Origin of the sequence: Rhodococcus olei, assembly GCF_039540555.1 — a bacterium.
In the GTDB taxonomy this organism is placed as follows: domain Bacteria; phylum Actinomycetota; class Actinomycetes; order Mycobacteriales; family Mycobacteriaceae; genus Rhodococcus_G; species Rhodococcus_G olei.
Genome location: NZ_BAABFB010000007.1, coordinates 1 through 24,796, shown reverse-complemented (window position 1 = coordinate 24,796; position 24,796 = coordinate 1). Strand labels below are relative to the sequence as shown.

21 protein-coding genes and 1 pseudogene are annotated in these 24,796 nt (G+C 70.9%); 13 read left to right on the top strand and 9 right to left on the bottom strand.

Going from position 1 to position 24,796, the window contains the following annotated elements; all coding sequences use genetic code 11:
• Window positions 1–45: 45 nt before the first annotated feature.
• Both ABD951_RS00430 and ABD951_RS00425 read right to left on the bottom strand, forming a co-directional pair.
• Window positions 46–1,263 carry an acetyl-CoA C-acetyltransferase gene (locus ABD951_RS00430; RefSeq protein ID WP_345340937.1) on the bottom strand — a complete coding sequence of 406 codons (1,218 nt, stop codon included), beginning with the start codon at window positions 1,261–1,263 and terminating at the stop codon, window positions 46–48.
• A gap of 50 nt (window positions 1,264–1,313) precedes the next feature.
• Window positions 1,314–2,279 (bottom strand): SGNH/GDSL hydrolase family protein, encoded by a 966-nt coding sequence (locus ABD951_RS00425; protein WP_345340935.1) that lies wholly within the window; start codon window positions 2,277–2,279, stop codon window positions 1,314–1,316.
• A gap of 113 nt (window positions 2,280–2,392) precedes the next feature.
• Between ABD951_RS00425 and ABD951_RS00420 the strand changes: the two genes are divergently transcribed.
• The 5 genes from ABD951_RS00420 (at window position 2,393) to ABD951_RS00400 (ending at window position 10,824) form a co-directional block, all read left to right on the top strand.
• On the top strand, window positions 2,393–3,778 hold the full coding sequence (locus tag ABD951_RS00420; RefSeq protein WP_345340933.1) for a cystathionine beta-synthase: 1,386 nt from the start codon (window positions 2,393–2,395) through the stop codon (window positions 3,776–3,778).
• Between the two features lie 24 nt (window positions 3,779–3,802).
• Window positions 3,803–4,945: a cystathionine gamma-synthase gene (locus ABD951_RS00415; protein WP_345340931.1), complete on the top strand. Its 1,143-nt coding sequence runs from the start codon at window positions 3,803–3,805 to the stop codon at window positions 4,943–4,945.
• A 247-nt stretch (window positions 4,946–5,192) separates the two neighbouring features.
• Window positions 5,193–6,512 (top strand): C40 family peptidase, encoded by a 1,320-nt coding sequence (locus ABD951_RS00410; protein ID WP_345340929.1) that lies wholly within the window; start codon window positions 5,193–5,195, stop codon window positions 6,510–6,512.
• Between the two features lie 81 nt (window positions 6,513–6,593).
• Window positions 6,594–8,480: an SEC-C metal-binding domain-containing protein gene (locus ABD951_RS00405; protein WP_345340927.1), complete on the top strand. Its 1,887-nt coding sequence runs from the start codon at window positions 6,594–6,596 to the stop codon at window positions 8,478–8,480.
• A 304-nt stretch (window positions 8,481–8,784) separates the two neighbouring features.
• A complete protein-coding gene (locus tag ABD951_RS00400) occupies window positions 8,785–10,824 on the top strand; it encodes an SEC-C metal-binding domain-containing protein (protein ID WP_345340925.1) in 2,040 nt (679 codons plus the stop codon).
• 241 nt (window positions 10,825–11,065) lie between these two features.
• Here the strand turns inward: ABD951_RS00400 and greA are convergent, their stop codons facing one another.
• Both greA and ABD951_RS00390 read right to left on the bottom strand, forming a co-directional pair.
• The gene (gene greA / locus ABD951_RS00395) at window positions 11,066–11,560 is read right to left on the bottom strand and encodes a transcription elongation factor GreA (RefSeq protein ID WP_345340923.1); all 495 of its coding nucleotides are present in this window, start codon (window positions 11,558–11,560) and stop codon (window positions 11,066–11,068) included.
• Window positions 11,561–11,881: 321 nt separating this feature from the next.
• Window positions 11,882–12,307, bottom strand: a complete 426-nt coding sequence (locus ABD951_RS00390; RefSeq protein ID WP_345340921.1) for a DUF4307 domain-containing protein — start codon at window positions 12,305–12,307, stop codon at window positions 11,882–11,884.
• Between the two features lie 241 nt (window positions 12,308–12,548).
• Here ABD951_RS00390 and mca point away from each other — a divergent pair, with 241 nt between their 5' ends.
• The 5 genes from mca (at window position 12,549) to ABD951_RS00365 (ending at window position 18,213) form a co-directional block, all read left to right on the top strand.
• Window positions 12,549–13,451, top strand: coding sequence for a mycothiol conjugate amidase Mca (gene mca, locus ABD951_RS00385; RefSeq protein WP_345340919.1), 903 nt, complete (start codon window positions 12,549–12,551; stop codon window positions 13,449–13,451).
• On the top strand, window positions 13,448–13,750 hold the full coding sequence (locus ABD951_RS00380; protein WP_345340917.1) for a hypothetical protein: 303 nt from the start codon (window positions 13,448–13,450) through the stop codon (window positions 13,748–13,750). Before mca ends, ABD951_RS00380 begins: the two co-directional genes overlap by 4 nt.
• A 2-nt stretch (window positions 13,751–13,752) precedes the next feature.
• Entirely contained in the window at window positions 13,753–15,798 is a 2,046-nt protein-coding gene (locus ABD951_RS00375) for a thioredoxin domain-containing protein (RefSeq protein WP_425569747.1), read from the top strand.
• A gap of 48 nt (window positions 15,799–15,846) precedes the next feature.
• Window positions 15,847–17,373, top strand: coding sequence for a phospholipase C (locus ABD951_RS00370; protein ID WP_345340915.1), 1,527 nt, complete (start codon window positions 15,847–15,849; stop codon window positions 17,371–17,373).
• A 75-nt stretch (window positions 17,374–17,448) separates the two neighbouring features.
• A complete protein-coding gene (locus ABD951_RS00365; RefSeq protein ID WP_345340912.1) occupies window positions 17,449–18,213 on the top strand; it encodes an ESX secretion-associated protein EspG in 765 nt (254 codons plus the stop codon).
• On the opposite strand, the gene trhA is transcribed toward ABD951_RS00365, so the two are convergent.
• The 5 genes from trhA to ABD951_RS00340 all read right to left on the bottom strand — a co-directional run bounded on the left by trhA (window position 18,180) and on the right by ABD951_RS00340 (window position 22,481).
• The gene (gene trhA / locus ABD951_RS00360; RefSeq protein ID WP_345340910.1) at window positions 18,180–18,845 is read right to left on the bottom strand and encodes a PAQR family membrane homeostasis protein TrhA; all 666 of its coding nucleotides are present in this window, start codon (window positions 18,843–18,845) and stop codon (window positions 18,180–18,182) included. The two genes, ABD951_RS00365 and trhA, sit on opposite strands and share 34 nt — an antisense overlap.
• A gap of 138 nt (window positions 18,846–18,983) precedes the next feature.
• On the bottom strand, window positions 18,984–20,636 hold the full coding sequence (locus tag ABD951_RS00355; protein WP_345340908.1) for a 3-(methylthio)propionyl-CoA ligase: 1,653 nt from the start codon (window positions 20,634–20,636) through the stop codon (window positions 18,984–18,986).
• On the bottom strand, window positions 20,633–21,022 hold the full coding sequence (locus ABD951_RS00350) for a hypothetical protein (RefSeq protein WP_345340906.1): 390 nt from the start codon (window positions 21,020–21,022) through the stop codon (window positions 20,633–20,635). Before ABD951_RS00350 ends, ABD951_RS00355 begins: the two co-directional genes overlap by 4 nt.
• Window positions 21,019–21,489 carry a hypothetical protein gene (locus ABD951_RS00345; protein WP_345340904.1) on the bottom strand — a complete coding sequence of 157 codons (471 nt, stop codon included), beginning with the start codon at window positions 21,487–21,489 and terminating at the stop codon, window positions 21,019–21,021. The genes ABD951_RS00350 and ABD951_RS00345 overlap by 4 nt, the downstream gene beginning before the upstream one ends.
• Window positions 21,486–22,481, bottom strand: a complete 996-nt coding sequence (locus ABD951_RS00340) for an NAD(P)H-quinone oxidoreductase (RefSeq protein WP_345340902.1) — start codon at window positions 22,479–22,481, stop codon at window positions 21,486–21,488. Before ABD951_RS00340 ends, ABD951_RS00345 begins: the two co-directional genes overlap by 4 nt.
• Before the next feature lie 116 nt (window positions 22,482–22,597).
• Here ABD951_RS00340 and ABD951_RS00335 point away from each other — a divergent pair, with 116 nt between their 5' ends.
• The 3 genes and pseudogenes from ABD951_RS00335 to ABD951_RS00325 form a co-directional block, all read left to right on the top strand.
• Entirely contained in the window at window positions 22,598–23,530 is a 933-nt protein-coding gene (locus ABD951_RS00335; protein WP_345340899.1) for an amidohydrolase family protein, read from the top strand.
• A complete protein-coding gene (locus ABD951_RS00330) occupies window positions 23,527–24,531 on the top strand; it encodes an NADP-dependent oxidoreductase (protein ID WP_345340897.1) in 1,005 nt (334 codons plus the stop codon). The genes ABD951_RS00335 and ABD951_RS00330 overlap by 4 nt, the downstream gene beginning before the upstream one ends.
• Window positions 24,532–24,675: 144 nt before the next feature.
• Window positions 24,676–24,796: pseudogene (locus ABD951_RS00325) on the top strand (NAD(P)(+) transhydrogenase (Re/Si-specific) subunit alpha); the annotation flags it as partial.

The window sequence follows — 24,796 nt, the reverse complement described above, 5'->3', positions numbered from 1 at the left end:
TCGGCCGTGTGGCCCGCCCGGTAACCGCCCGTTCGGGGGAGACGATCAGCTCAGGCGCTCGAGCACCATCGCCATGCCCTGGCCGCCGCCGACGCACATGGTCTCGACGCCGAAGGTCTTGTCCTGCTCACGCAGGTTGTTGAGCAGGGTGTTGGTGATGCGGGCACCGGTCATGCCGAACGGGTGGCCGATCGCGATGGCACCGCCGGAGACGTTGATCTTGTCCTCGTCGAGCTCCAGGGCGCGGGCCGAACCCAGCACCTGCACCGCGAAGGCCTCGTTGATCTCGTACAGGTCGATGTCCGAGGTGGACATCTTCGCGTAGCCGAGGGCCTTCTTGACGGCCTCGATCGGGCCCAGGCCCATGATCTCGGGGGACAGGCCGGTCGCGGCGGTGGCGACGATGCGCGCGAGCGGGGTCAGGCCGAGGGCCTTGGCCTTGGTGTCGGACATGATGACCAGGGCGGCCGCGCCGTCGTTGAGCGGGCAGGCGTTACCGGCGGTCACGGTGCCGTCCGGGCGGAAGACCGGCTTCAGGCCGGAGATGCCCTCGAGGGTGGTGCCGGGGCGCGGGCCGTCGTCGGTGGAGACGACGGTGCCGTCGGCCAGCGTGACCGGGGTGATCTCGTTGGCGAAGAAGCCGCGCTTGATGGCCTCCTCGGCGCGGTTCTGCGAGCGGACGCCCCAGCGGTCCTGCTCCTCGCGGGTGATGCCGGTCAGCGACGCGACGTTCTCGGCGGTCTGGCCCATCGCGACGTAGATGTCGGGCAGCAGGCCCTCTTCGCGCGGGTCGGACCACGGGGTGCCGCCCTCGGCGAGCTTGGCGGTGCGGGCCTGGGCGTCGGCGTACCGGGCGTTCTTCGTGTTCGGCCAGCCGTCGGCGTTGCCGGTCGCGAAGCTGGACACCGACTCGACGCCGGCGGAGATGTAGACGTCGCCCTCACCGGCGCGGATCGCGTGCATCGCCATCCGGGTGGTCTGCAGCGACGACGAGCAGTAGCGGTTGACGGTGACACCCGGCATGAAGTCGTAGCCGAGGGTGGTGGCGACGACCTTCGCGATGTTGAAGCCGGACTGACCGCCGGGCTGGCCACAGCCCATGATCAGGTCGTCGACCTCGGTGGGATCGAGCTCCGGGACCTTCGCCAGCGCGGCGGCGACCATCTGGGCGGCGAGATCGTCGGGACGGACGTCCTTCAGCGATCCCTTGCCGGCGCGGCCGATCGGCGAGCGCACGGCGGAGACAATGACTGCCTCGGGCATGAGTACTCCTTGTTTGTCGTTCGAGGATGAATCCGATTCGGGTCTGTTCCTCAGAACTTACGTTGTTGGTGTCGGGCACTGGTCACGTAGTCGGCCATCGAGTGGGACGCGGCGACGATCCGGGCGCCGAGCCGGCGCGACTCGGCGGCCTCGGACACCGTCGGCAACGCGGGCAGCGGGCCGCCGTCCCACTCGCCGAGGGCGGCGGCGAGGACCGGCAGCAACTGGCGGGCGGCGAGCTCGTAGCCTGCGGCGGACGGGTGGAAGCGGTCGGCGGAGAACATCGTGTCCGGGGCGGCGAGGAACTCCGGTGCGAGCAGGTCCGCGAGCGGGACCGGATGCCCGCCGGCCTCGAGCACCGCCGACGTCTGCAACCGCGCCAACAGCTGACCCCACCGGCGCACCACGGTCCGCAGCGGCTGGGGGATCGCGGTGACGACACCCAGGTCGGGGCAGGTGCCGACGACGACGACGCTGCCGCCGGCGCGGAGGCGGGCGACCGCGGAACCGAGGCGGTGCGCGGACGCGTACACGCCGTTCTTGGCGGTGACGTCGTTGGCGCCGATCAGGATGACCGCGGCATCGGGTGGTGGGCCGGCGACGAACATCGCGTCCACCTGACCCGAGAGGCCCTTCGACGTGGCGCCGGCGATCGCCTTGGTGCTCAGCCGGATTCGCTTGCCGGTCTCCTCGGCGAGACCGCGGGCGAGGCGGACCCCGGGGACCTCGTCGGCGACGGAGCATCCGACGCCGGCGGCCGTCGAGTCCCCGAAGATCATCAGGTGCAGGTCGAACGGGACCCCCGGGTGCCAGCGGGTCGGGGCGGCGCCACCGGCGGTGTAGACGCCGTCCGCCTCGGGTGGTTTGGCGACGTTGCGCCCGATCACGCCGCGGGCGGCGCCGGCCTGGCCCATCAGGTAGTTGTAGAGCGCCCACGACGCGGTGCCTGCCGAGGACCCGGCGATCGCCGCCGCCGCTCCCGCCTTCGCCGCAGTTCGCCATCCGTTCGTGGGCACCGCACGCGCCTTCCGGTCGAGGTGGCCGCTGACACCACCCGAATCTAACGCCTGCCGGGGTGCCCCGCCGGTCCTCGTGTTGCCGTGGCCGCGGGCTCTGGGACGATGGGGGTATGCGCATCGCGGATCACGTCGTGGACCTCATCGGAAACACCCCGCTGGTCAGGCTGAATTCGGTGGTCCCGCCCGGGTCGGGGCTCGTGGCGGCCAAGATCGAGTACCTCAACCCCGGTGGCAGCTCCAAGGACCGGATCGCCGTCAAGATGGTCGACGCGGCGGAGGAGTCCGGGGCGCTGAAGCCGGGCGGGACGATCGTCGAGCCGACGTCCGGCAACACCGGAATCGGCCTGGCCCTGGTGGCCCAGCAGCGCGGCTACAAGTGCGTGTTCGTCTGCCCGGACAAGGTCAGCGAGGACAAGCGCAACGTGCTCAAGGCGTACGGCGCGGAGGTCGTGGTGTGCCCGACCGCGGTGCCGCCGGAGCACCCGGACAGCTACTACAACGTCTCCGACCGGCTGGTCAAGGAGATCCCCGGCGCCTGGAAGCCGGACCAGTACTCCAACCCGGGCGGCCCGGCCAGCCACTACGAGACCACCGGCCCCGAGATCTGGCGCGACACCGACGGCAAGGTCACGCACTTCGTCGCCGGTGTCGGCACCGGCGGCACGATCACCGGCACCGGCCGTTACCTCAAGGAGGTCTCCGGCGGCCGGGTGAAGGTCGTCGGCGCGGACCCCGAGGGCTCGGTGTACTCGGGTGGCACGGGCCGGCCGTACCTGGTCGAGGGTGTCGGCGAGGACTTCTGGCCCACCGCCTACGACCCGACGATCCCGGACGAGATCATCGCGGTCTCGGACGCCGACTCCTTCGACATGACCCGCCGCCTCGCCCGCGAGGAGGGTCTGCTGGTCGGCGGTTCCTGCGGGATGGCCGTGGTCGCGGCGCTCCGGGTCGCCGAGCGCGACCCCGACGCGGTGGTCGTGGTGCTGCTGCCCGACGGCGGCCGCGGCTACCTGTCCAAGATCTTCAACGACAAGTGGATGGCCTCGTACGGCTTCCTGCGGACCCCGCTCGACGGCAGCAGGCCCGCCGAGCCGACGGTCGGCGACGTGCTGCGCGGCAAGTCGGGGGCGTTGCCGGACCTGGTGCACACCCACCCGACCGAGACGCTGCGCGACGCGATCGAGATCCTCCGCGAGTACGGGGTGTCGCAGATGCCGGTCGTCGGCGCCGAGCCGCCGGTCATGGCCGGCGAGGTGGCGGGCAGTGTCACCGAACGTGAACTGCTGTCGGCGGTGTTCGAGGGCCGTGCCCATCTGGCGGACCCGGTGTCCAAGCACATGAGCCCGGCGTTCCCGCTGATCGGTTCCGGCGAACCGGTCAGCGCCGCGACGAAGGCGCTCGGCGACACCGACGCGCTGATGGTCGTCGAGGACGGCAAGCCGGTCGGCGTGCTCACCCGACAGGACCTGCTCGGGTTCCTCAGCGCGGGCGCGTGAGCTCCGGCTCGCTAGGCTGACCGCATGAGCGAGCAGGGATTCTCGACCAGAGCCATTCACGCCGGATACGAACCCGATCCGCAGACGGGTGCGGTGAACGTGCCGATCTACGCGAGCTCGACGTTCGCGCAGGACGGTGTCGGGGGCATGCGGGGCGGTTTCGAGTACGCACGCACCGGCAATCCGACGCGCCGGCCGCTCGAGGCGAACCTCGCCGCGATCGAGGGCGGGACGTTCGGTCGCGCGTTCTCGTCGGGCATGGCCGCGACCGACTGCCTCCTGCGGTCGGTGCTGCGGCCCGGCGACCACCTGGTGATCCCGAACGACGCCTACGGCGGCACCTTCCGGCTGATCGACAAGGTGTTCACGCAGTGGGGCATCGAGCACACGCCGGCACCGATGGGCGACGTCGCCGCGGTCCGGGCGGCGATCCGTCCGAACACCAGGCTGGTGTGGGTCGAAACCCCGACCAACCCGCTGCTGAACATCGGCGACATCGAGGCCCTGTCGGCGATGGCGCACGAGTCCGGCGCGCGGATCGTCGTGGACAACACGTTCGCCTCGCCGTACCTGCAGCAGCCGCTGTCCCTCGGTGCCGACGTCGTGCTGCACTCGACCACCAAGTACCTCGGCGGACACTCCGACGTCGTCGGCGGCGCGCTGGTCACGAACGACGAGGAGCTCGACACCGCGTTCGCGTTCCTGCAGAACGGTGCCGGCGCGGTGCCCGGACCGTTCGACGCCTACCTGACGATGCGCGGCATCAAGACCCTCGCGCTGCGGATGGAGCGGCACAGCGACAACGCGGAGAAGGTCGTGGACCTGCTCACCGGCCACCCCGCGGTCGAACGGGTGATCTACCCCGGCCTGGCGTCGCACCCGGGACATGCGGTCGCGGCCCGCCAGATGCGGCGGTTCGGCGGCATGGTGTCGGTGCGGCTCAAGGGCGGCAAGCAGGCGGCGCTCGACTTCTGCTCGCGCACAAGGATCTTCACCCTCGCGGAGTCGCTGGGCGGCGTCGAGTCCCTGATCGAGCACCCGGGTGCGATGACCCACGCCTCGACCGCCGGCTCCGAGCTGGAGGTGCCCGAGGACCTGGTGCGGCTGTCCGTCGGCATCGAGGACGCGGCCGATCTGCTGGCCGACATCGAGCAGGCCCTCGGGTAGCCCGGACGCTGGATGTTTGCGGGGCCGGGGTTCGGGTGTCACCGAACCCCGGCCCCTGCTGTGTTCGCTCGGCGAACACGGCCGTCGCGGAGCCCGATACGGGGCACGGGTCGTCGATCCTGAAGGCACCTTAAGAGTTCGCTGGAAATCCCTCGGTTCGTAAGTCCTGCGGCATACGGTGATGCGAGTCACACTAGGGGGCGGCCGAGGATGCTGATGTACCTCGGCCGACGTAGGGAGGATGCGAATGGCAGTTGACCCGTCCGCGGTCGTTGTTGCCGTTGCCACGGCACTCGGCGGTCTGGTTCAGGGGGCAGACCTACCCGCTCAGGTCAAAGACCAAGCAACACAAGCCATCCACTCGTTCCAGGCGACGTCGCCCGCGGCGAACCAGCAGGTCGACAGCGTCATCGGGATGCTGCCGCAGCAGATGCAGTCACCCGCCCGGCAGGTCGTCCAGGACGCCGCGAACGCCGTGCAGAGCGCCGTGGACCCGTATCTGCCACCGCCTCCGCCGCCCGCGCCGGCGCCGACGCCGGTCGAGACCCCGCCGCCACCACCCGTCGCGGCGCCACCGGTCGCCCGCACGGCCACCGAGGGGCGGGACATCGCCGACGTGCCGTTCGTCGGGGACCTCTCGCGGACCGTGTCCTCCCTGGACGCGGCCTTCCCCGGCGCCAACCTCGCTCCGATCGGCTCGATCGCGGTGTTCGTGCCGTGGTTCAACAAGGCCGGTGCGCTGTGCGACGGCATCAAGGCGCCGATCATCGCGGCGCTCTACAACGCCGAGAACGGCTTCCGGTACGGCCCGACCGCGCCGGTGTCCCGCGACGGCGCGCGCGGTCCCGGCCAGTTCATGCCCGGGACGTGGGCCAAGTACGGCAAGGACGCCGACGGCGACGGCAAGGCCGACATCCTCGGTGTCGCGGACCCGGTGATGGCCTCCGGGCACCTGCTGTGCGACATGTACGCGCAGATCGACGAGTGGAAGAAGCAGGGGGTTGTCAAGGGTGACACCCTCGATCTCACCCTGGCCGGGTACAACGCCGGCGTCGAGGCCGTGCGGCGGGCAGGCGGCATGCCGAACGGGGCGCCGGACTACGAGCACCAGACCAAGCCGTACGTGAAGCGGATCCGGGAGTCGGAGCCGGTGTTCGCGGCGATCCTGGCGCCGCTGAGCGGCACGGACGGCAGTGTCGGCGGCAGGGTCGTCGAGGCGGCCCTGCGGTACCTCGGACTGCCGTACGTCTGGGGCGGCGGCAACATCAACGGCCCCTCGAACGGCGGCTTCGACTGCTCCGGCCTGACGTCGTACGCGGTGTACTCCGCGACCGGCGACACCCTCGCCCTGCCGCGGACCTCGGAGACGCAGTGGAACATCGGCACCGAGATCCCGATGTCGGAGGCCCGGCCCGGCGACCTGCTGTTCGGCAACTGGCAGTCCGGCGGTCCGGGTCACGTCGCGATCTACATCGGCAACGGCCAGATGGTGCACGCACCGCAGACCGGTGACGTCGTCAAGGTCAGCAAGGTCTTCGACGGCATGAAGGTGCGCCGGATCCTGTGAGCGCCGGCCGCCGGCGGGCGGGCCCGGAACGCCCGTCCGTCGGTGGCGCCATCGCGGCGTGCGGGCGCCTACGATCACAGAGTGAGCGTGCAGACCGAGCCCAGTGACCCGATCGTCGACGCAGCGCTGGCAGTGCTGCGTGAGCGCGGACCCCTGACCGCCGAGGAATGGACCCGCCTGCTCGTCGACGCCGGTCACGGAACCTCCGACGCGATGACCGAACTCGTGGAGCTGCTGGACCATCCACTCGTCGCGTATCTGGCGGACGGACGCAGCGCCGCACTCGACACCCTGCTCGAGGGCCGGGTGTTCACCCACCGCCTGACCGCGTCCGAGGTGACGTCGGGGCTGATCGACGCCGAACCGGACCTGGCTCCGCTGGTCCTGCTGGTGATGGCGGACGACACCCGGCCGGTACGTGCGCTGTTCGCCGACTACGACGCCGACGAGATCGAGGCGCTCGGGCTCGCGGACGAGGACTTCCCGGAGGGCTCCGCGCTGCTGTTCGGAACCGATGCACTGCAAGGGTTCTCGGAAGGCGACCTGGTGGCGGTCGCGGTCCGCGGCGGCGACGTGCAGTTGCGTCCGGTGGACGGCGAGCTCGCCGCGGCGCCGGACCTGTCCGCCGAGTTCGACCGCGTGATCGGTGCGGACAACGCCGACAACCTGGAAACCGTTGCCTGGCAACTGCTCGCGGACGACGCGGGCCTGTTCACCGCTCCGACCGCGCCGCTCGGGGCGCTCATCGAGTCCGCCGGATACGACCGCGAAGGCGACTACATCGCGGCGCGCGGATTCGATTTCGCCGCACACCATCTCGCGACGCACATCGCGATGGTCGCGCGGGAGCACGACCTGCACCCCGACGAGGTCGAGGGGGTGATCTCGTTCGTCCAGCTGGTCGCGGCCGTGTCCGAGGAGGAACTCGACGTCGACGCCGCCCGCGAGCGGGTCGATGCTGGCGCGAGTGTGTTTGCCGGGCTGGAGGATCCGGCCGCCGCCGCGGCGGCGTTGGACGTGGTGTCCGGGGTCGAGGACGATCACATGCCCGCGCTGTACACGGCGGCGCTGGCGGTCGTGGACCGGGGACCGCGCCGGGTGAAGGCGTCCGCCCACTGGTTGTCCGGGATGGCGGCCGACTCGCTCGGCGACGTCCAGGAGGCGGAACGCCATTTCGAGGATGCCGCGGCGATGGACGAGTCGTGGACGCCTGCGCTGTTCGAGCTGGCGCAGATCGCGTCGGACCGCGGTGACGCCCCGCGGGGGCTGGCGCTGCTCAGCCGCATCGACGGCGGTGAGGACGAACGCCTGCACGGCGTGCTGCAGCGCTTCGCGCCCGCCGAGCATCCCGAGCTCGGGCGCAACGACAAGTGCTGGTGCGGGTCGGGACGCAAGTTCAAGGTCTGCCACCTCGGCAAGTCCGACGCCACCCTCGACGATCGCGCGCACTGGCTGTACGAGAAGGCCACGCTGTACGCGCAGTCGACGTCCCTGTTCGACCTGGTGCTGGGGTTGGCGCAGGTGCGGGCCCGGCGCTGGGACGACGAGGACGCCGTCGCGCGGGCGTTCGACGAACCGCTGGTGATGGACGTCGCCCTGTTCGAGGGCCGGCTGTTCGAACTGTTCGTCGCCCGCCGCGGCGTCCTGCTGCCCGCCGACGAACTCGAACTCGCCGGCCGCTGGCTGCTCGCGCGGCGGTCGGTACACGAGGTCGTCGCGGGCGAGGGCGGGGTGGTGACGCTGCGCGACGTGCGCACCGGCGAGCAGGCCGAGGTCGTGATCGACGAGGCGCCCGCTGTCGGGGCACTGATCTGCGCGCGGGTCGTGTCGACCGGCACCCGGATGCAGATCCTCGGCGGTGTCGAACCCGTGCCCGCCGAGCGGCGGGACGAGCTCGTCGACCTGCTCTCCGACGACGAGGTGGAGCCGGAGGACCTGGTCGAGCTGTTGAGCGATCGGTTCGTCTGACGACACGGCGCCGCGCTCCGGTGCCCGCCGCGGCCCGGTGGGAAATTCCCCGGAACTTCCGGGGAACCGATCGGTCCGGTGTCGCGTCTGACTTGATGTGAGCCGAAGAAGGCCGGGCCGGGGGAGGACCGGCCTTCGGACGGTTCCACCTCCGGTGGGGCAGTCGTGCAGGGGGAGACTGCCCCACCGGAATCGGCGGACACCGGCGGACTCCGGCGTTGGGGTGGAGGCGATTCCAACGGTTCGGCTCCGGTGACTCCGAGCGGCTGGCGGCGGCCCGACGCCGGTCGCCTACGATCACAGGGTGATCGCCCCGACCGAATCCCGCGGTGGCCGGCACCTCGAGATCGTGGGTCGCGGCGACGCCGCGCTTCACGCCGATCCCCGGCCCGATCCCGATGCCGTGCCCGACCCCGATGCCGTGCCCGACCCCGATCTCGACACGGCCGACGTCGCCGAGACGGCGATCGCGGTGCTGCGTCGACGCGGGCCGCTCACCGCCGACGACTGGGTCGCTGCGCTGGTCGAGCGGGGGCTCGGCACCTCGGCCGAGATGGCCGCGTTGGTGCGCACTTTCGAGGACCCCGCGCTCGGCGTGCTCGCCGACGGCCGCATCGCCGCCATCGACAGCCTGCTCGAGGGTCGGGTGTTCACGCATCGGCTCTCCGCGGAGGAGATCGCCTCGGGTGTGGTCGACATCGATCCGGACCTGTCCGCGCTGACGGTCCTGGTCGGGTCCCGCGCCCTCGGCGGCGAATGCGAGGTCGACGTCCTCTTTCCCGCCTCGGACGCGGGGGTTCTGGCCGAACGCGGCCGCACCGGGATCGCCGCCCCGGAGATCGAGCGGCTGCTGCTCGATCCCGACACGCTCCTCGGCTACACGGCGGGGGACATGATCGGTCTCGGCCTCGCGGGCGGGAAACTGCGGTTGGTCCGCGTCGACCGCACCGTCGCGGCCCCGGATCTCGCCGAGTCGGTGCGCGGGATCATCGCCGACGGCACCGCCGAGCACACCGACCCCGTCGTGTGGCAGCTCGTCGCCGACCGCCGTGACGTGTTCACCGCGCCGACACTGCCACTGGCGGAGCTGCTCGACGACGCCGGGTATGTCTGCGAACGCAACTATCTGGCACCGCGCGGCTTCGACTTCGATGCGTTTCACCGCGCCACACTCGTCGAGTCGATTGCACGTGAGAACCGGCTGCGCGTGGCCGAGGCCGGCGCCGTCGTCGACTTCACCGACCTCGTCCACGAGGTCGGCGGGGCGGCCGCGCGGGGCGAGGAGCCGGGCGCCGTCGCCGCCGCCCGTGTGGCCGCCGACCCGGGTGCCTTCGCCGGGCTCGAGGACCCGTCGGCCGCGGCGGTCGCGCTCGACCTCGCCACCACCGGCGGCGACCGCGCCGAGGCACTCCATGCCACCGCGGCAGCGCTGATCGAGCATGCGCCGCGCCGGGTGAAGCCGGCCGCGCACTGGCTGGCGGGGAAGGCCGCCGACCAGCTCGGGGAGGTCCTCGTCGCCGTCACGCACTACGAATGTGCCCTGGACCGGGATCCGGACTGGATGCTCGCCGTCTTCGACCTGGCGTTGCTCGCTGCCGACGCCGGCGACGTGACCCGCGCACAGTCGTTGCTCGCCCGCATCGAGGGCGGGGACGCGGAGACCCTGCAGGAGGTGCTGGTGCGTTACCAGCCGGCCGAACGCCCCGGGCTGGGCCGCAACGACCGCTGCTGGTGCGGGTCCGGACGCAAGTACAAGACCTGCCACCTCGGCCGGTCCGATCTCGGCGCCGACGCGCGCGCATCCTGGCTGTACACGAAGGCGCTGATGTTCGCGCGGACACCCGAACTGTTCGATCAGGTTTACGAGCTCGCCGAGATCCGGGCCGCGCACGCCGACGTCGGTGAGGACGCCACCATCACCGCGCTCGAGGGCGGCCTCGTCATCGATGCCGCGCTGTTCGAGGGCGGCGTTCTCGAACAGTTCCTGGCCCGCCGCGCCCAGGTGCTGCCCGCGGCGGAACTCGAACTCGGGCGGCAGTGGCTGGCCGGCAGGCGGGGCGTGTACGAGGTGACGGCGGTGGCGCCCGGCCGGTCGCTGACCCTCCGCGAGGTGACCGGCGCCGAGACGGTGGAGGTGGTCGACGCCGTGGCGGGCCACAACTTCGCCGTCGGGTCGCTGGTCTGCGCCCGGCTGCTACCGACCGGTGAATCGATCCGCGCGTTCGGCGGCATCGAACCGATCGACCCGCGGTACCGGGGCGAGCTGGTGGAGTTGTGCGGGTCCGCGGAGACCGAGCCGGACGAGCTGGTGGACGTGCTCGGCCTCGCGTTCATGGCGCCCTGACTCCGGCGTCGGATGATTCCGGTGACGCCCGTGCGGAACCGATCGGTGGTTCGCCGCGTCTGATCTGGTGTGAGCCGAAGCACGCCGAGCCGGGGGGAAGACCCGGTCCTCGACACGGCTCCACGTCCGGTGGGGCAGCCCTGTCGGGGGAGACTGCCCCACCGGAAACGAACGAACCCCGGCCGCGTGGTTGCGCGGTCCGGGGTTCGGCGTGCCCGGTGTTCGTTGTCCGGGGGGCGACTCAGGCGTGGTACGGCTCGGCGCTGAGCAGCGTGACCTTCATGGTCTTGCCGTTCGGCAGCGTGTACTCGCGGGTGTCGCCGACGGCCGCGTTCAGGAGCGCGCCACCGAGGGGGGAGTTCGGGGAGTAGACCTCGAGCTTCTCGTTGCGGGCACCCTCTTCGCGGGTCGCGATCAGGAAGGTCTCGGTGTCGGTCTCGTCACCGTCGTAGTACACCTTCACGACCGATCCGGGAAGGGCGACACCGGACTGGGTGGGGGCCTCGCCGACCTTGGCGCTGTTCAGCAGCTCCTGCAGCTGACGGATCCGGGCTTCCTGCTGACCCTGCTCCTCGCGGGCCGCGTGGTAGCCACCGTTCTCCTTGAGGTCGCCCTCCTCGCGCCGCTCGTTGATCTCGGCCGCGATGACCGGACGGTTGGCAATGAGCTGGTCGAGTTCGCTCTTGAGCCGGTCGTGTGACTCCTGGGTCAGCCAGGTCACCTGGGTCTCGGTCATGCTCGATCACTCCTCGTAGTCGGAACCCTGGCGGGTCCCCTGGACAGACCACCGAAATCCGGTGGTCGGCGGCGGCCCTGCACGTTCCCCCGGACGACGAAACTCATCCCCCGATCGGCTCACGGGTCAGGTGAGCGCGTGCCTGCCGCCTGTACAGCTGGCAGCTTCCGCGTCCGGGTGCGCACGGGCAGGCACATCCGGATGCAAATGCAGCAATACACGGCTCCGACGTGGAACCGTGTATTGCCGTATTTTAGCACGAGCTGGGATTTTCCCACGACGATCAAGTTCGGCGCAGGTGCCGCCGTGCGGCGCGCGGAGTCAGTTCGTGGTCAGGTAGGCGGGAATGTCCGAGCCGCAGCCGTAGACGTCGGCGACCGCGGGCGGCTGCGACGTCGTGATCTCGGTGGCGACCTCGACGGTGCCGTGCTCGGACGGCTGCACCACGACCTCGCGGCGGCCGGTCTCGGAGCCGTCCCGCGACCGGGATCGCACGATGCACAGCGCCGGTTCGGACGGGTCCTCCCGGGTGACCTTGAAGCTGATGTCGACCTGCGAGTCGTCGACGATCGTGTACCGCAGCGTCTCGGCCTCGATGTCCTTGGACGCGAACTTGTTGTACGCGAACCAGGCGAGCGCCACCCCGAGCAGGACGACACCGATGGTCAGCACGATCGCGGTGATCCGGGAACCCCGCACACTGCCCTGCGGCGTGGGGTAGCGGTCGGACGGGATCGTGTCGGTCATGTGCTCGGCTCTCGTGCAGCGGTCCGGGTGGTTGCCCCGCCCGGCTGGGCGCCCCCGCGTCACGATCCGGACAGGGTCACGGTGACGCTGGAGGTGTCGGGTGGAACTATAGGGGAAGGACAACGGGCCGCCGCCCGCGCGGTCGGCGTCGACGGCAGCCCGTGCCGAGCAGGCCGCCCGCGCCGACGCGGACGGCTACCACACGGTAGGTTCCAGGCGAAGCTGAGGTGAAGGAAGAACTGTGAGCGGATTGCGCCTCATGGCCGTGCACGCCCATCCCGACGACGAGTCCAGCAAGGGTGCCGCGACGACGGCACGCTACGCCGCCGAAGGCGTCGAAGTGCTGGTGGTGACCCTCACCGGTGGCGAGCGCGGGGACATCCTCAACCCGGCGATGGACGTCCCCGGTGTCCGGGACCGGATCAGCGACGTCCGCAAGGAGGAGATGGCGGAGGCCGCCCGCATCCTCGGCGTCCAGCAGACCTGGCTCGGCTTCGTCGACTCCGGCCTGCCGGAGGGCGACCCGAAGCCGCCGTTGCCGGACGGATCGTTCGCGCTGGTGCCGCTCGAGGAGTCCACCGAGGCGCTGGTGCGGGTGGTGCGCGAGTTCCGCCCGCACGTGATGACCACCTACGACGAGAACGGCGGCTACCCGCACCCAGACCACATCCGCTGCCACGAGGTCTCGATGGCCGCCTACGAGGCGGCCGGTGATCCCGACCGGTTCCCGGATGCCGGTCAGCCGTGGGAGGTGCAGAAGGTGTACTACTCGCACGGGTTCATCCGGCGGCGGCTGGAGCTGTTCCAGGAGGAGTACGAGCGTCGGGGCGAGGAGTTCCCGATGGCGGAGTGGCTCAAGAAGTGGCGGACCGAGCAGGGCGACATCATGGGCCGGGTCACCACGCAGATCACCTGCGGTGACTACTTCCCGCAGCGTGACGACGCCCTGCGGGCACACGCGACCCAGATCGACCCGAACGGGTCGTTCTTCGCCGTGCCACTCGAGATCCAGCAGAAGATCTGGCCGACCGAGGAGTTCGAGTTGGCCAAGACCCGGGTCCGCACCGCGATTCCGGAGACCGACCTGTTCGCCGGGATCGATCACGTGGGCGTGGCGCCGGGACGGCACGAGGAGAAGAAGTGAACCTGGCAAGCTCGACGGTCGTGTGGCTGGCGCAGACCCCCGGGACCCCGACCGGTCCCGAGTTCGGCAAGGCGTCGCCGCTCGGGCTGGTCATCATCATCGCGCTGCTGGTCGGCACCGTGCTGCTCATCCGGTCGATGAACAAGCAGTTGCGCCGGCTGCCCGACACGTTCGAGCCGGAGCACCCGGAGGCGGACCAGGCGGCCGACGACGGCACCGACCGCGGCGCCGCCATCCCGCCTGCGGCCGAGAAGACGGCGGAGAAGAAGGCCGAGCCGCCGACCCAGTCCCCGGGCTGAGCGTGACCGATCCGATTCCCGGCGAGGGTGGTGCGGCACGGGGCCGCAACACCCTCGGTGGTGCGACGAGCCCGTACCTGCGTCAGCACGCCGACAACCCGGTGCACTGGCAGCAGTGGGGACCCGAGGCCCTCGCCTGGGCGCGCGAACGGGACGTGCCGGTGCTGCTGTCGATCGGGTACGCGGCGTGTCACTGGTGCCACGTGATGGCGCACGAGTCCTTCGAGGACGCCGCCACCGCCGCGCTGATGAACGAGCACTTCGTGTGCATCAAGGTCGACCGCGAGGAACGGCCCGACCTGGACGCGGTCTACATGAACGCGACCGTCGCGACGACGGGGCAGGGCGGCTGGCCGATGACGTGCTTCCTGACCCCGGACGCGGAGCCCTTCTACTGCGGCACCTACTACCCGCGCACCGCGCGCGGCGGCATGCCGTCGTTCACGCAGCTGCTCGAGGCGATCACCGACACCTGGCGTACCCGCCGGGACGACGTGCTGCGGGCCTCCGGGTCGATCACGGAGCAGCTGCGTACCGCGGGCGGGGCACTGCCGTCCGGCGCGGCGCCGCTCGACGCCACGCTGCTGGACCGGGCGGTCGCCGCGGCCCGGGTCGACGAGGACGTCGACCGCGGCGGATTCGGTGGGGCGCCGAAGTTCCCGCCGTCCGCGCTGCTCGAGGGGATGCTGCGCACCGTCGAGCGCACCGGCTCGGCGACGGTGCTCGAATCGGTCACGCGCACCGCGGAGGCGATGGCCCGCGGCGGCATCCACGACCAGCTCGCCGGCGGATTCGCCCGCTACGCCGTCGACGCCGACTGGGTGGTGCCGCACTTCGAGAAGATGCTCTACGACAACGCCCAGTTGCTGCGGGTGTACGCGCACCTCGCTCGCCACAGCGGGTCCGCGCTCGCGCTGCGGGTCGCGGAGCAGACCGCCGAGTTCCTGCTCCGCGACCTGCGCACCGACAGTGGCTGTTTCGCGTCCGCGCTGGACGCCGACACCGACGGCGTCGAGGGGTTGACGTACGCGTGGACGCCCGAGCAGCTGATCGACGCGCTCGGGTTCGAGGACGGCGTGTGGGCGGCCGGACTGCTCGCGGTGAGTTCGGCAGGCACCTTCGAGGCGGGCACGTCGGTGCTGCAGCTGCCGGCCGACCCCGACGACCAGCCGCGCTGGGAGTCCGTGCGTCACAAGCTCTTCCAGGCCCGATCGCGGCGTCCGCAGCCGGCCCGCGACGACAAGGTGGTCACGGCCTGGAACGGTCTCGCGATCACCGCCCTCGCCGAGGCCGGGGTCGGCCACGGCCGCGCGGACTGGGTGGAGGCCGCGGCGGACTGTGCCCGGGAGCTGCTCGACCGGCACCTCGTCGACGGCCGGCTGCGCCGAGCCTCCCTCGGCGGTGTGGTCGGGGACGCGGCCGCGGTCCTCGACGACCACGCCGCGCTGGCGACCGGACTGCTGACCCTGCACCAGGCGACCGGCGACCCCGCCTGGCTGGTCCGGGCGCACCATCTCGTCGACCTCGCGCTCGACCACTTCGCCGACCCGGACGAACCCGGCTGCTGGTTCGACACCGCCGACGACGCCGAAACCCTGATCACCCGGCCGCGGGACCCGTTCGACGGTGCGACCCCGTCCGGCGCGTCGTCGATGGCGGAGGCGCTGCAGCTCGCGGCCGCGCTCTCGGCGCCGGACCGGGCGCAGCGGTACGGCGCCGCCGCATCCGCCACCCTCGACCGCGGCGTGCCCCTGCTGCAGCGGGCGATCCGTTCGGCCGGGCACTGGCTCGCGGTCGCGGAGTCCGCCGTCCGCGGCCCCGTCCAGGTGGCGGTCGCCACCGACGGTGGCGGGTCGGCGCTGCTCGACGCGGCCCGCCGGCACGCGCCCGGCGGTGTGGCCGTGGTCGGGGGCAGGCCGGATTCGGTTCCGCTGCTCGCGGATCGGCCACGCATCGACGGACACGACGCCGCGTACGTGTGCCGGGGCTCGGTCTGCGACCTGCCCGTCACCACCGTGCAGGATCTGCTCGAGTCGCTGACCCGGTAGCGGCGTCCTACGATCGGACGGTCATGTCGCCGACGGGACGGGGCCACGATGGACGACAGCTCGAGCTATTCCCGCCGGGGTTTCCTGGGTCGCGCCGCCGCACTGGGCGGTGTCGCGATGCTCGGATCCTGGGCCGGTCCGATCATCGACCGCGCGCACGCCGTGGATCCCGGCGGCGGCGGGTCGTTGAACGACATCGAGCACTTCGTCCTGCTGATGCAGGAGAACCGTTCCTTCGACCACTACTTCGGGACGCTGTCCGGTGTCCGCGGATTCGACGACCCGTCCCCGGCGTGGCGCCAGTACGGGTTCGAGCCCGGCGTCGGGCCCACGCCGTCCGGCTACCTGAATCCGTTCCGGTTGGACTCGACGCGCGGGCCGAGCCTCGACGGGCAGTGCGTCAACGACCCGACCCACAGCTGGGGTCCGCAGCACGAGGCGTGGAACGGCGGCGCGATGGACCGGTGGGTGGACGTGCACCTCGCCCACGAGGGTCCGGGCAACGGGCCCGCCACGATGGGCTACTACACCCGCGCCGACATCCCCGTCCACTACGCCCTCGCCGACGCATTCACGGTGTGCGACCACTACTTCTGCTCGGTGCTCGGTCCCACCGATCCGAACCGGCTGTACTGGGTCAGCGGCACCATCGACCCGGACGGCCGGGCGGGTGGTCCGCTGGTCGAGACCCCGACGCTGCTGCCGGAGAACGTCTACTCCTGGCGCACCTACCCCGAGAACCTCGAAGAGGCCGGGGTGAGCTGGAAGATCTACCAGAACAAGGACATCGGGGCGGTGTCGGGGGTGCTGCTCGACGGCATGCTCGGGTGCTTCACCCAGGCCTCGAACCCGCAGTCCGTGCTCGCACGTCGAGGGATCGATCCGGTGTACCCCAACGACTTCCGGGCCGACGTCGCCGCGGGGACGTTGCCTGCGGTGTCGTGGGTGGTGCCGTCGGTGTTCACCTGCGAGCACCCGGCCCTGCCGCCCGCGGCCGGTGCGGTCGGCATCGTCGAGGTGCTCGACATCCTCACCTCGAACCCCGCCGTCTGGGAGAAGACGGCCTTGATCGTCAGCTACGACGAGAACGGCGGGTTCTTCGACCACGTCCCGCCCCCGGTGCCGCCGCCCGGCACCCCCGGTGAGTACCTCACAGTGCCGCTCGGTGGGGTGGCCGAATCCGACGGCATCGCCGGGCCGATCGGGCTGGGGTTCCGGGTGCCGTGCCTGGTGATCTCGCCGTACAGCCGCGGCGGACTCGTCGCGTCCGAGACCTTCGACCACACCTCCCAGCTCCGTCTGCTCGAACGCCGGTTCGGGGTCGAGGTGCCGAATCTGACGCCGTGGCGGCGCGCCACGGTCGGTGACATGACGTCGGCGCTGAACCTCGCCGCGGCCCCGAATCCCGCGCGCCCGCCGGTACCCGACCCCGGCCCGCCGCTGCAGGCCGCGCTCGCGCAGTGCCAGGTCAACGCCGCCGCCGGATTCCTCAATCGCGGCGCCCCGTTCCCGGTGCCTCCCAACGCGATGCCGACGCAGGAGCCCGGCGTCCGGGCCGCACCGTCCGGCATCTGACCGGGCGGGAACCGATCGGCCCGCCGCTGCGTCTGACCACGGTGAGGGAACCGGTCGTCGAGGTGGGGGAGTCGGGTGCGCCGCGAGTGGTGTGTCAGTGCACTGGAATTCGACGTGCTGTGGCGGCTGCTCGGCCGGGACCGGTTGCCGTACCCGCTGCAGTGCCGTGGTGACGCGGCCACCGCCGCCGAGCACAGGGCGGCGCGCCGCGCCGCGGCCCGGCGGATCGCGCCGCTGCTCGACGACCACCTGCACGCCGCCCTGTCGGTGCTGCACACACCGACCGTGCGGGTCGAGGTGTGCGGATTCCACGGCGCGGGTCTGTCCACCCCGGTCCGGGTGCACGCGGGGATCGTGGCCGGACGCGGCGCCGTCGCGCGGCAACTGCCCGGAGCCGACCTCGACCGCGGCGGCGACGTGCTGATCAGCACGGCACCGCGCAGCGGGGTGGCCGTGTCGATCGTCGACGCGCTCCCCGTCGTCGCCCGTGCCACCGGTCGCGGCCCGGGTCCGCGGACACCCGGGCACCGAACCGGATCGGTGCTGCACCCGGCGGCCGGGCGGGACCTGGTGAAGGACTCGCGGGCGTTCTTCGCCCGTCCGCGCACCGGGATCGGCGAGATCGGCGTCGTCGGTGGACCGTCGGCGGACTGGCGGCCCGCCGGCGACGGCGTCGGGGCGCATTGGATGGACTTCGCGGACGGCCGGTACCTCGTTCGTGGCGACGACGCCGGGGTGGTTCCGGTGTCGCGGGAGGAACTCGCGGCGGAGATCGGGACGCTGATCGACCGGATCGGCGCCGCCGGTCAGGACCAGACGACCAGCCACACCGCGACGTAGTGGCACAGCGCCGCGACCACGGTCCCGGCGTGGAAGAACTCGTGGTGCCCGAACGTCGCGGGCCACGGGTCCGGCCACCGTGCCGCATACAAGACCCCGCCGACGCTGTAGAGCACGCCGCCGACCGCGAGCAGCACCAGCGGCGCCCACCCGACCTGCTGCACGAGGTCGCCCGCGACCGGCACGATCGCCCAGCCCAGCAGCAGGTACAGCGGTACCCCCACCCAGCGGGGAGCGGTGGGCCACAGCATCTTCAACGCGACCCCCGCCAGCGCCCCGGCCCACACGACGGCGAGCAGGCGGCGGCCGGTGCCCGCCGGCATCGCGAGCAGCGCGAACGGGGTATAGCTGCCGGCGATGAACAGGAAGATCATCGAGTGGTCGGCCCGCTTCATCCACGTGCGCGCCCGTGCCGTCGGCCAGTGCACGCGGTGGTAGGCGGCGCTGACGCCGAAGACGCCGCACACCGTCGCCGAGTAGATCGCGGTCGCCACGGCCGCCTGGGTGGACACCGTGGCCGAACACGCGACCAGCACCGCGCCGGCGACGACGGCGACACCGAACGCCCACAGGTGGATCCAGCCGCGCAGCCGGGGTTTGACCGGTGCGGGTGGGTGTTCCAGGACCGTCATGTCGCCTCCAGGCTGTCGTCGACCAACCTACGGTTGCGTAGGTTGGTGTTCGGTTCAGCCTAGGCAGGTGGACCGCCGGACGGTCGGTGAGGTCGGCCACACCGACGCCGGGCGCCGCCGCCCGGCGTCGGGTGGTGGCTACGGACCGGGGCGGGGCGGGGCGGGGGTGGTACGGGCCTCGGTCAGATGGTCCCCGAACCGCTCCCGCAGCGGGGCCTTCAACATCTTCCCGGTGGCACCCATCGGTATCGCGTCCACGAACACCACGTCGTCCGGCGTCCACCACTTGGCGACCTTGCCGTCGAACAGGGCGAGCAGGTCCGCCGGGCTCATCGTGGCGCCGGGGCGGGGCACCACGATCAGCAGCGGGCGTTCGTCCCACTTCGGATGCCGGGCGCCGATGCAGGCCGCCATCGAGACGTCGGGATGGCCCATCGCGATGTTCTCGAGGTCGATCGAGCTGATCCACTCGCCCCCGGACTTGATCACGTCCTTGCTGCGGTCGGTGATCTGCATGTAGCCGTCGGCGTCGATGGTCGCGATGTCGCCGGTCGGGAACCAGCCGTCGCGCAGCGGATCCTCGTCGGTGCGCCCGAAGTAGCGCGACACGACCCACGGACCCCGCGCCATCAGGTGACCGGCGGTCCGGCCGTCCCAGGGCAGCGCGCGCCCGGAGTCGTCGACGATCTCGAGGTCCATGCCGAAGACGCACCTGCCCTGCTTGCCCTGCACCGTGTGACGTTCGTCGGGGGTCGCGTCGAGATGCTTGCCCTTCAGGGTCGAGGCGGTGCCGAACGGGCTCGTCTCGGTCATGCCCCAGCCGTGCACGACGGTGACGCCGTGTGTCTCTTCCAGCTCGCGGAGCATCGCCGGGGGGCACGCCGCGCCGCCGATGACGGCGCGCTCGAGCGTGGTGAAGGTCAGTCCGTGCTCTCGCATGTGTTCGAGTTGGCCCTGCCACACGGTCGGCACGCTGGCCGACACGGTGACGCCCTCCGCCTCCTGGAGTTCGTGCAGAGATCGTCCGTCGAGATCCGGACCGGGGAACACCACCTTCGCCCCGACCATGCACGCCGCATAGGGCAGCCCCCAGGCGTTGACGTGGAACATCGGCACGATGGGCAGGACGGTGTCGCGTGCGGACAGTCCGACCGAGTCGGGCAGCGCGACCGCATAGGTGTGCAGGACCGTGGACCGGTGGCTGTAGAGGACGCCCTTCGGGTTGCCGGTGGTGCCGCTCGTGTAGCACAGCGACGACGCGGTCGACTCGTCGAACTCGGGCCACCGGTGGCCGTCGTCGTGTGCGGCGACGAGGTCCTCGTATGCCAGCAGCCGGCCCGGCCGATCCGGGAGGTGTTCGCGGTCGGCCATCAGCACCAGGTGCCGCACGCCGCGCAGGCGCGGTGCCAGTTCCTCGATCAGCGGCAGGAACGTCAGATCGAAGAAGAGGACCCGGTCGTCGGCGTCCGCGACGATCCATTCGAGTTGATCCGCGTGGAGCCGGGGGTTGAGGGTGTGCAGGACGGCGCCGGATCCGGAGACGGCGTAGTACAGCTCGAGATGGCGGTACCCGTTCCAGGCGAGCGTCGCGACGCGGGTGCCGGGTTCGACGCCGAGTTCCGCGAGCGCCGCGGCGAGCCGTCGCGAGCGCGCCGCGAGGTCGCGGAACGTGTAGCGGTGGATGTCGCCTTCGGTGCGGCGGGAGACGATCTCCTGTGCGCCGTGATGGCGTTCGGCGTGGGTCAGCAGGTCGGAGATCAGCAGCTGGCGCTGCATCATCAGTCCGTTCACGAGATCCTCCTGGTGGTCGACGTTTCGGCCTGTCGGGCGTGGGCGGCGATCTCCGCGAGCAGCGCCAGGGCCCGCTCCGCGGCCGCGGGCCCGCCCTCGACGTCGCCGCGGACGTACAGCGGGCGCAGTTCCTCGATCTCGCCGAGGGCGCGGAGGAGTTCGGGTTCGACGATCGAGTACTTGCGCAGCGTGTTCACCACGAGCATCGACGTGTGCACGATGTCCTCGTCCGGGTCGCTGACCGCTCGGCAGTGCAGGGCGTGGTTCGCCCAGTGCGTGCCTGCGAGCATCGCGGCCTCGATCGTCATCTCCCAGTCGCCGTCGCCGCAGCGGGCGACCGAGCGGGTGATCCGTTCGGCGAGGTGGCGGTGGCGATCGGCCTTCACGACACCGTCCCCTCGGTTCGGTGGCCCTCGCTCCTCGTCGCGAGAACCGAAGCGATGCGGGCGAATTGACGCTCGCATTCGTCGACGATGTGTCGAGTGGGGCGACGCTCGCCCCGCAGGCACGGATCCCGGTGCTCCTCGATCACCTCGAGTGCGATCTCCAGATCCTGGATGTCGTCGGGAATCTCTCCGTCGACCGGAGGCCACCCGAGGTGGCTCACGTCACCGAGGCCGCGCAGCTCACGCGCGTAACCGCCGTCGGGTTGCGGCACCACGTGGACCCCCGGAATGGTCGAGAACACCGGGTCGTCGCGGGTGAGCCCGGCCAGGTGCAGGCTGGCGTTGTAGGCGTTGGTGCTCGCGGTGAGCGTGGTCCAGTACCAGAGCTCGAAGTCGTCGATCGGGTCCAGCCGACTGCGCAGGTCGCAGAGTCGGCCGAACTTGTCCAGATGCGATGCGGTCCTCATGCGGCGTCCTCCTCGAGCCGGTCGTCGACGCGCAGCACGATCTTGCCGAAGTGCCGGTCGGTCGACATGTAGGCGTGGGCCGCGGCGATCTCGTCGAGGCCGAACGTCCGGTCGACGATCGGGCGCACCCGGCCCGCGGCGAGCGGTTCGAGCAGGTCGCGGCCGCAGGCCTGGATGCAGGCGATCCGCTCCTCCTCGGTGCGGGTCTGGAAGGTGACGCCGATGAGCCTGAGTCGCTTTCGCCACAGCGCGGTGAGATCGATTGTCGCGGTACTCGATCCGAGCCGTCCGATGTTGACCAGCCGACCCTGCACGGCCAGCGATTCGAGGTTGGCCTCGAACACCGTGCCCCCGACGGAGTCGATCACGACGTCGACTCCCCGCCCCCCGGTGCACGTCGCGACGGCCTCGACCTGGCTCGTGGTGGACAGGTCGACGGCGCAGTCCACACCCAGTTCCCTCAGGCGCCGAACCTTTTCGGGTGAGCGGGAGGTCGCGATCACGCTTCCCGCGCCCATCGCCCGCGCGATCTCGATCGCGGCGAGCCCGATGCCGCTGGAGGCGGCGTTGACGAGGACCGTCTCACCGCAACGCAACTGGCCGTTGGTGATCAGCGCGTCGTGGGCGGTGATGAACACGTTCGGGAACGCCGCGGCCTCCACCCAGGACAGGGTGTCCGGTACGCGCATCAGCGCGAGCGGGGATGCCAGCGTGTACTCGGCCTGCCCGCCGCCGCCGTGGCCCATCACCCGGTCGCCCTCCCGCCAGTCGGCGACGTCGGAGCCGACCGCGGCCACCACCCCGGCGAACTCGACACCGATCGGCTGGGGCTCACCGGTCCGCACCCGGCCGGCCTGCAGGATCTCCCCGCGGTTGAGTCCGGAGGCCTTCACCTTCACCAGTACCTCGCCGGGTCCGGGTGTGGGCGTGGGGATCTCGACGACCGTGACACGGCCACCGTCGGGATGGGGGATTGTTCGCGCTGCTCGCATGTGGTCCTCCTCGATTCGTTGAGAATTACTGTCGACATTAATCAGAAAATGCGTATTCTGCTAGAGGGACGGGCACCTTCAGACCCGCTTCCCGCATCCGACTTCAGGAGACAGCCATGAGTGTTTCGCCTGCTGAGCGTCTCGCCCGCCTCGAGGGCAAGATCATCGACTTCCGTCTGCGCCCCCCGACCGGCCCGTACCGCAACTTCTTCACCCCCACCGTCGTCGGCGCTGTCAACCGGATCCTCGGGAACCCCGTTCCGCGGTCGTACACCATCAGCACGGACCCCTTCCCGAACGCCGAGGATCGCGCGCTCGCGGCCATGATCAACGAGATGGACAGCGCCGGTGTCCGGCTCGGCGTGATGAACGGTCGGCACTCGGTGAACCGCCCGGTTCCCGTCCACATCGAGGACGCGGACCTCGCCGAGCTGACGGCGCGCACCGACAACCGCGTGCTCGGCATCGCGGGCATCGACTTCGACAAGTCGACCGAGGAGATCATCGCCGGTCTCGACACCGCGGTGAAGGAGCACGGCCTGGTGGGTGTGTGCATGGAGCCGGGCCTCGCCCGCGAACCCATGTACGCCGACGACGAGCGGATCTTCCCGATCTACGAGAAGATCGCCGACCTGGGGATTCCGCTGCTCTTCATGACCGGTCCGCTCGCCGGCCCGGACATCAGCCACACCGACCCGGTCCGCTTCGACCGGGTCGCCAGGCGGCACCCGGGGATGCCGGTCGTCCTCGGCCACGGCTGCTTCCCGTACGTCAACGAGGCGATCGCCCTCGCGTTCAAGAGCGAGGCGACCGGTGTGCACAACGTGTTCATCTCGCCCGACGTCTACGCGTTCGCGCCGGGCGGCGAGGCGTACGCCAAGGCCGTCAACTGGCTGCCGGAGCGCTTCGTCTACGCCTCGGCCTACTCGTTCTGCGGCATCGAGGAATCCGTGCACGAGACGCTGAAGCTCGACATCACCGACGAGGCCCTGGACGCGTACATGTACCGCAACGCCGAGGCGCTGCTGAAGGGGGCTGGTGCACGATGACCGACGTGAACACCCAGGTGAAGATGCGTCGCCACCCGGTCGGCGACCTCACCGACGACGACTTCGTCGTCGAGGAAACGGCTCTGCCCGTGCCCGCGGCCGGCCAGGCCCTGGTGAAGGTGCTCTACCTCTCCCTGGACCCGTACATGCGGCCCATGATGGATCCGCTCCGTTCCTACATCGAGCCGCTGAAGCCCGGTGACCTGATGCCCGGGACCACCGTCGCCGAGGTCATCGAGACGACCGACCCCGAACTGCCGGTGGGCAGCGTCGTGGTGTGCTCGATGGGCTGGCAGACACACGGCCTCGTCACGAAGGACACGTGCCGCATCGTCGACCCCTCCGCCGGGCCGCTCCCGGCCGCGCTCAGCGTCCTCGGAATGACCGGTGCCACCGCCCATTACGGGCTGCTGGAACTGGCGAAGCCCAAGCCCGGGGACACGGTCGTCGTGACGGCGGCGTCCGGCGCGGTGGGCGGTGTCGTCGGACAGATCGCCAAGATCAAGGGTTGCCGGGTCGTCGGCATCGCCGGCGGACCCGCGAAGTGCCGCTACGTGGTGGACGAGCTGGGCTTCGACGCCTGCATCGACTACAAGTCGGACACCTTCGAGCAGGACCTCGCCGCCGCGACGCCGGACTACGTCGACGTCCTGTTCGAGAACGTCGGTGGCCCCGTCCTCGACGCGGTGCTCACACGAATCAACGATCATGCGCGTATCGCGCTGTGCGGCAACATCAGCCAGTACAACGCCGAGGAACCGTACGGGATCAAGGGTCTGCGGCATCTGCTGATGCAGCGGGTGACGGTGTACTCGTTCGTGATCGCCGAACATCGGGAGTACTGGCCCGGCGCGATCGCGGAACTCGCCGACTGGCTCGGCGAGGGCAAGATCGCATACCGGGAAGACATCGCCGACGGTATTCACAACGCGCCGAAGGCGTTCCGGAGCATGCTGGCCGGTGGCAACTTCGGCAAGCAACTGGTCAACGTCGGGGCCTGATGCCACGCCCTCCTGCGCGTCCCGGTGGGGGCCGCGCAGGAGGGCATTCTTCGACCGATTTCGCGCCCACAGGGGGTGCGCGGAATCGGATGTTCCGATCTGGCCGTCGTGCACGGCTGACCACTCGACGACGACAGGAATCACATGGACAGAGCACACGGCGGGTCGGCGTCTGCGCCGACGATCGGTGTTGTCGGGGAGACGAACGACGGCGAGCGGCGGGTGGCGCTGGTCCCGAAGGTCGTGACCACCCTGATCGGCAAGG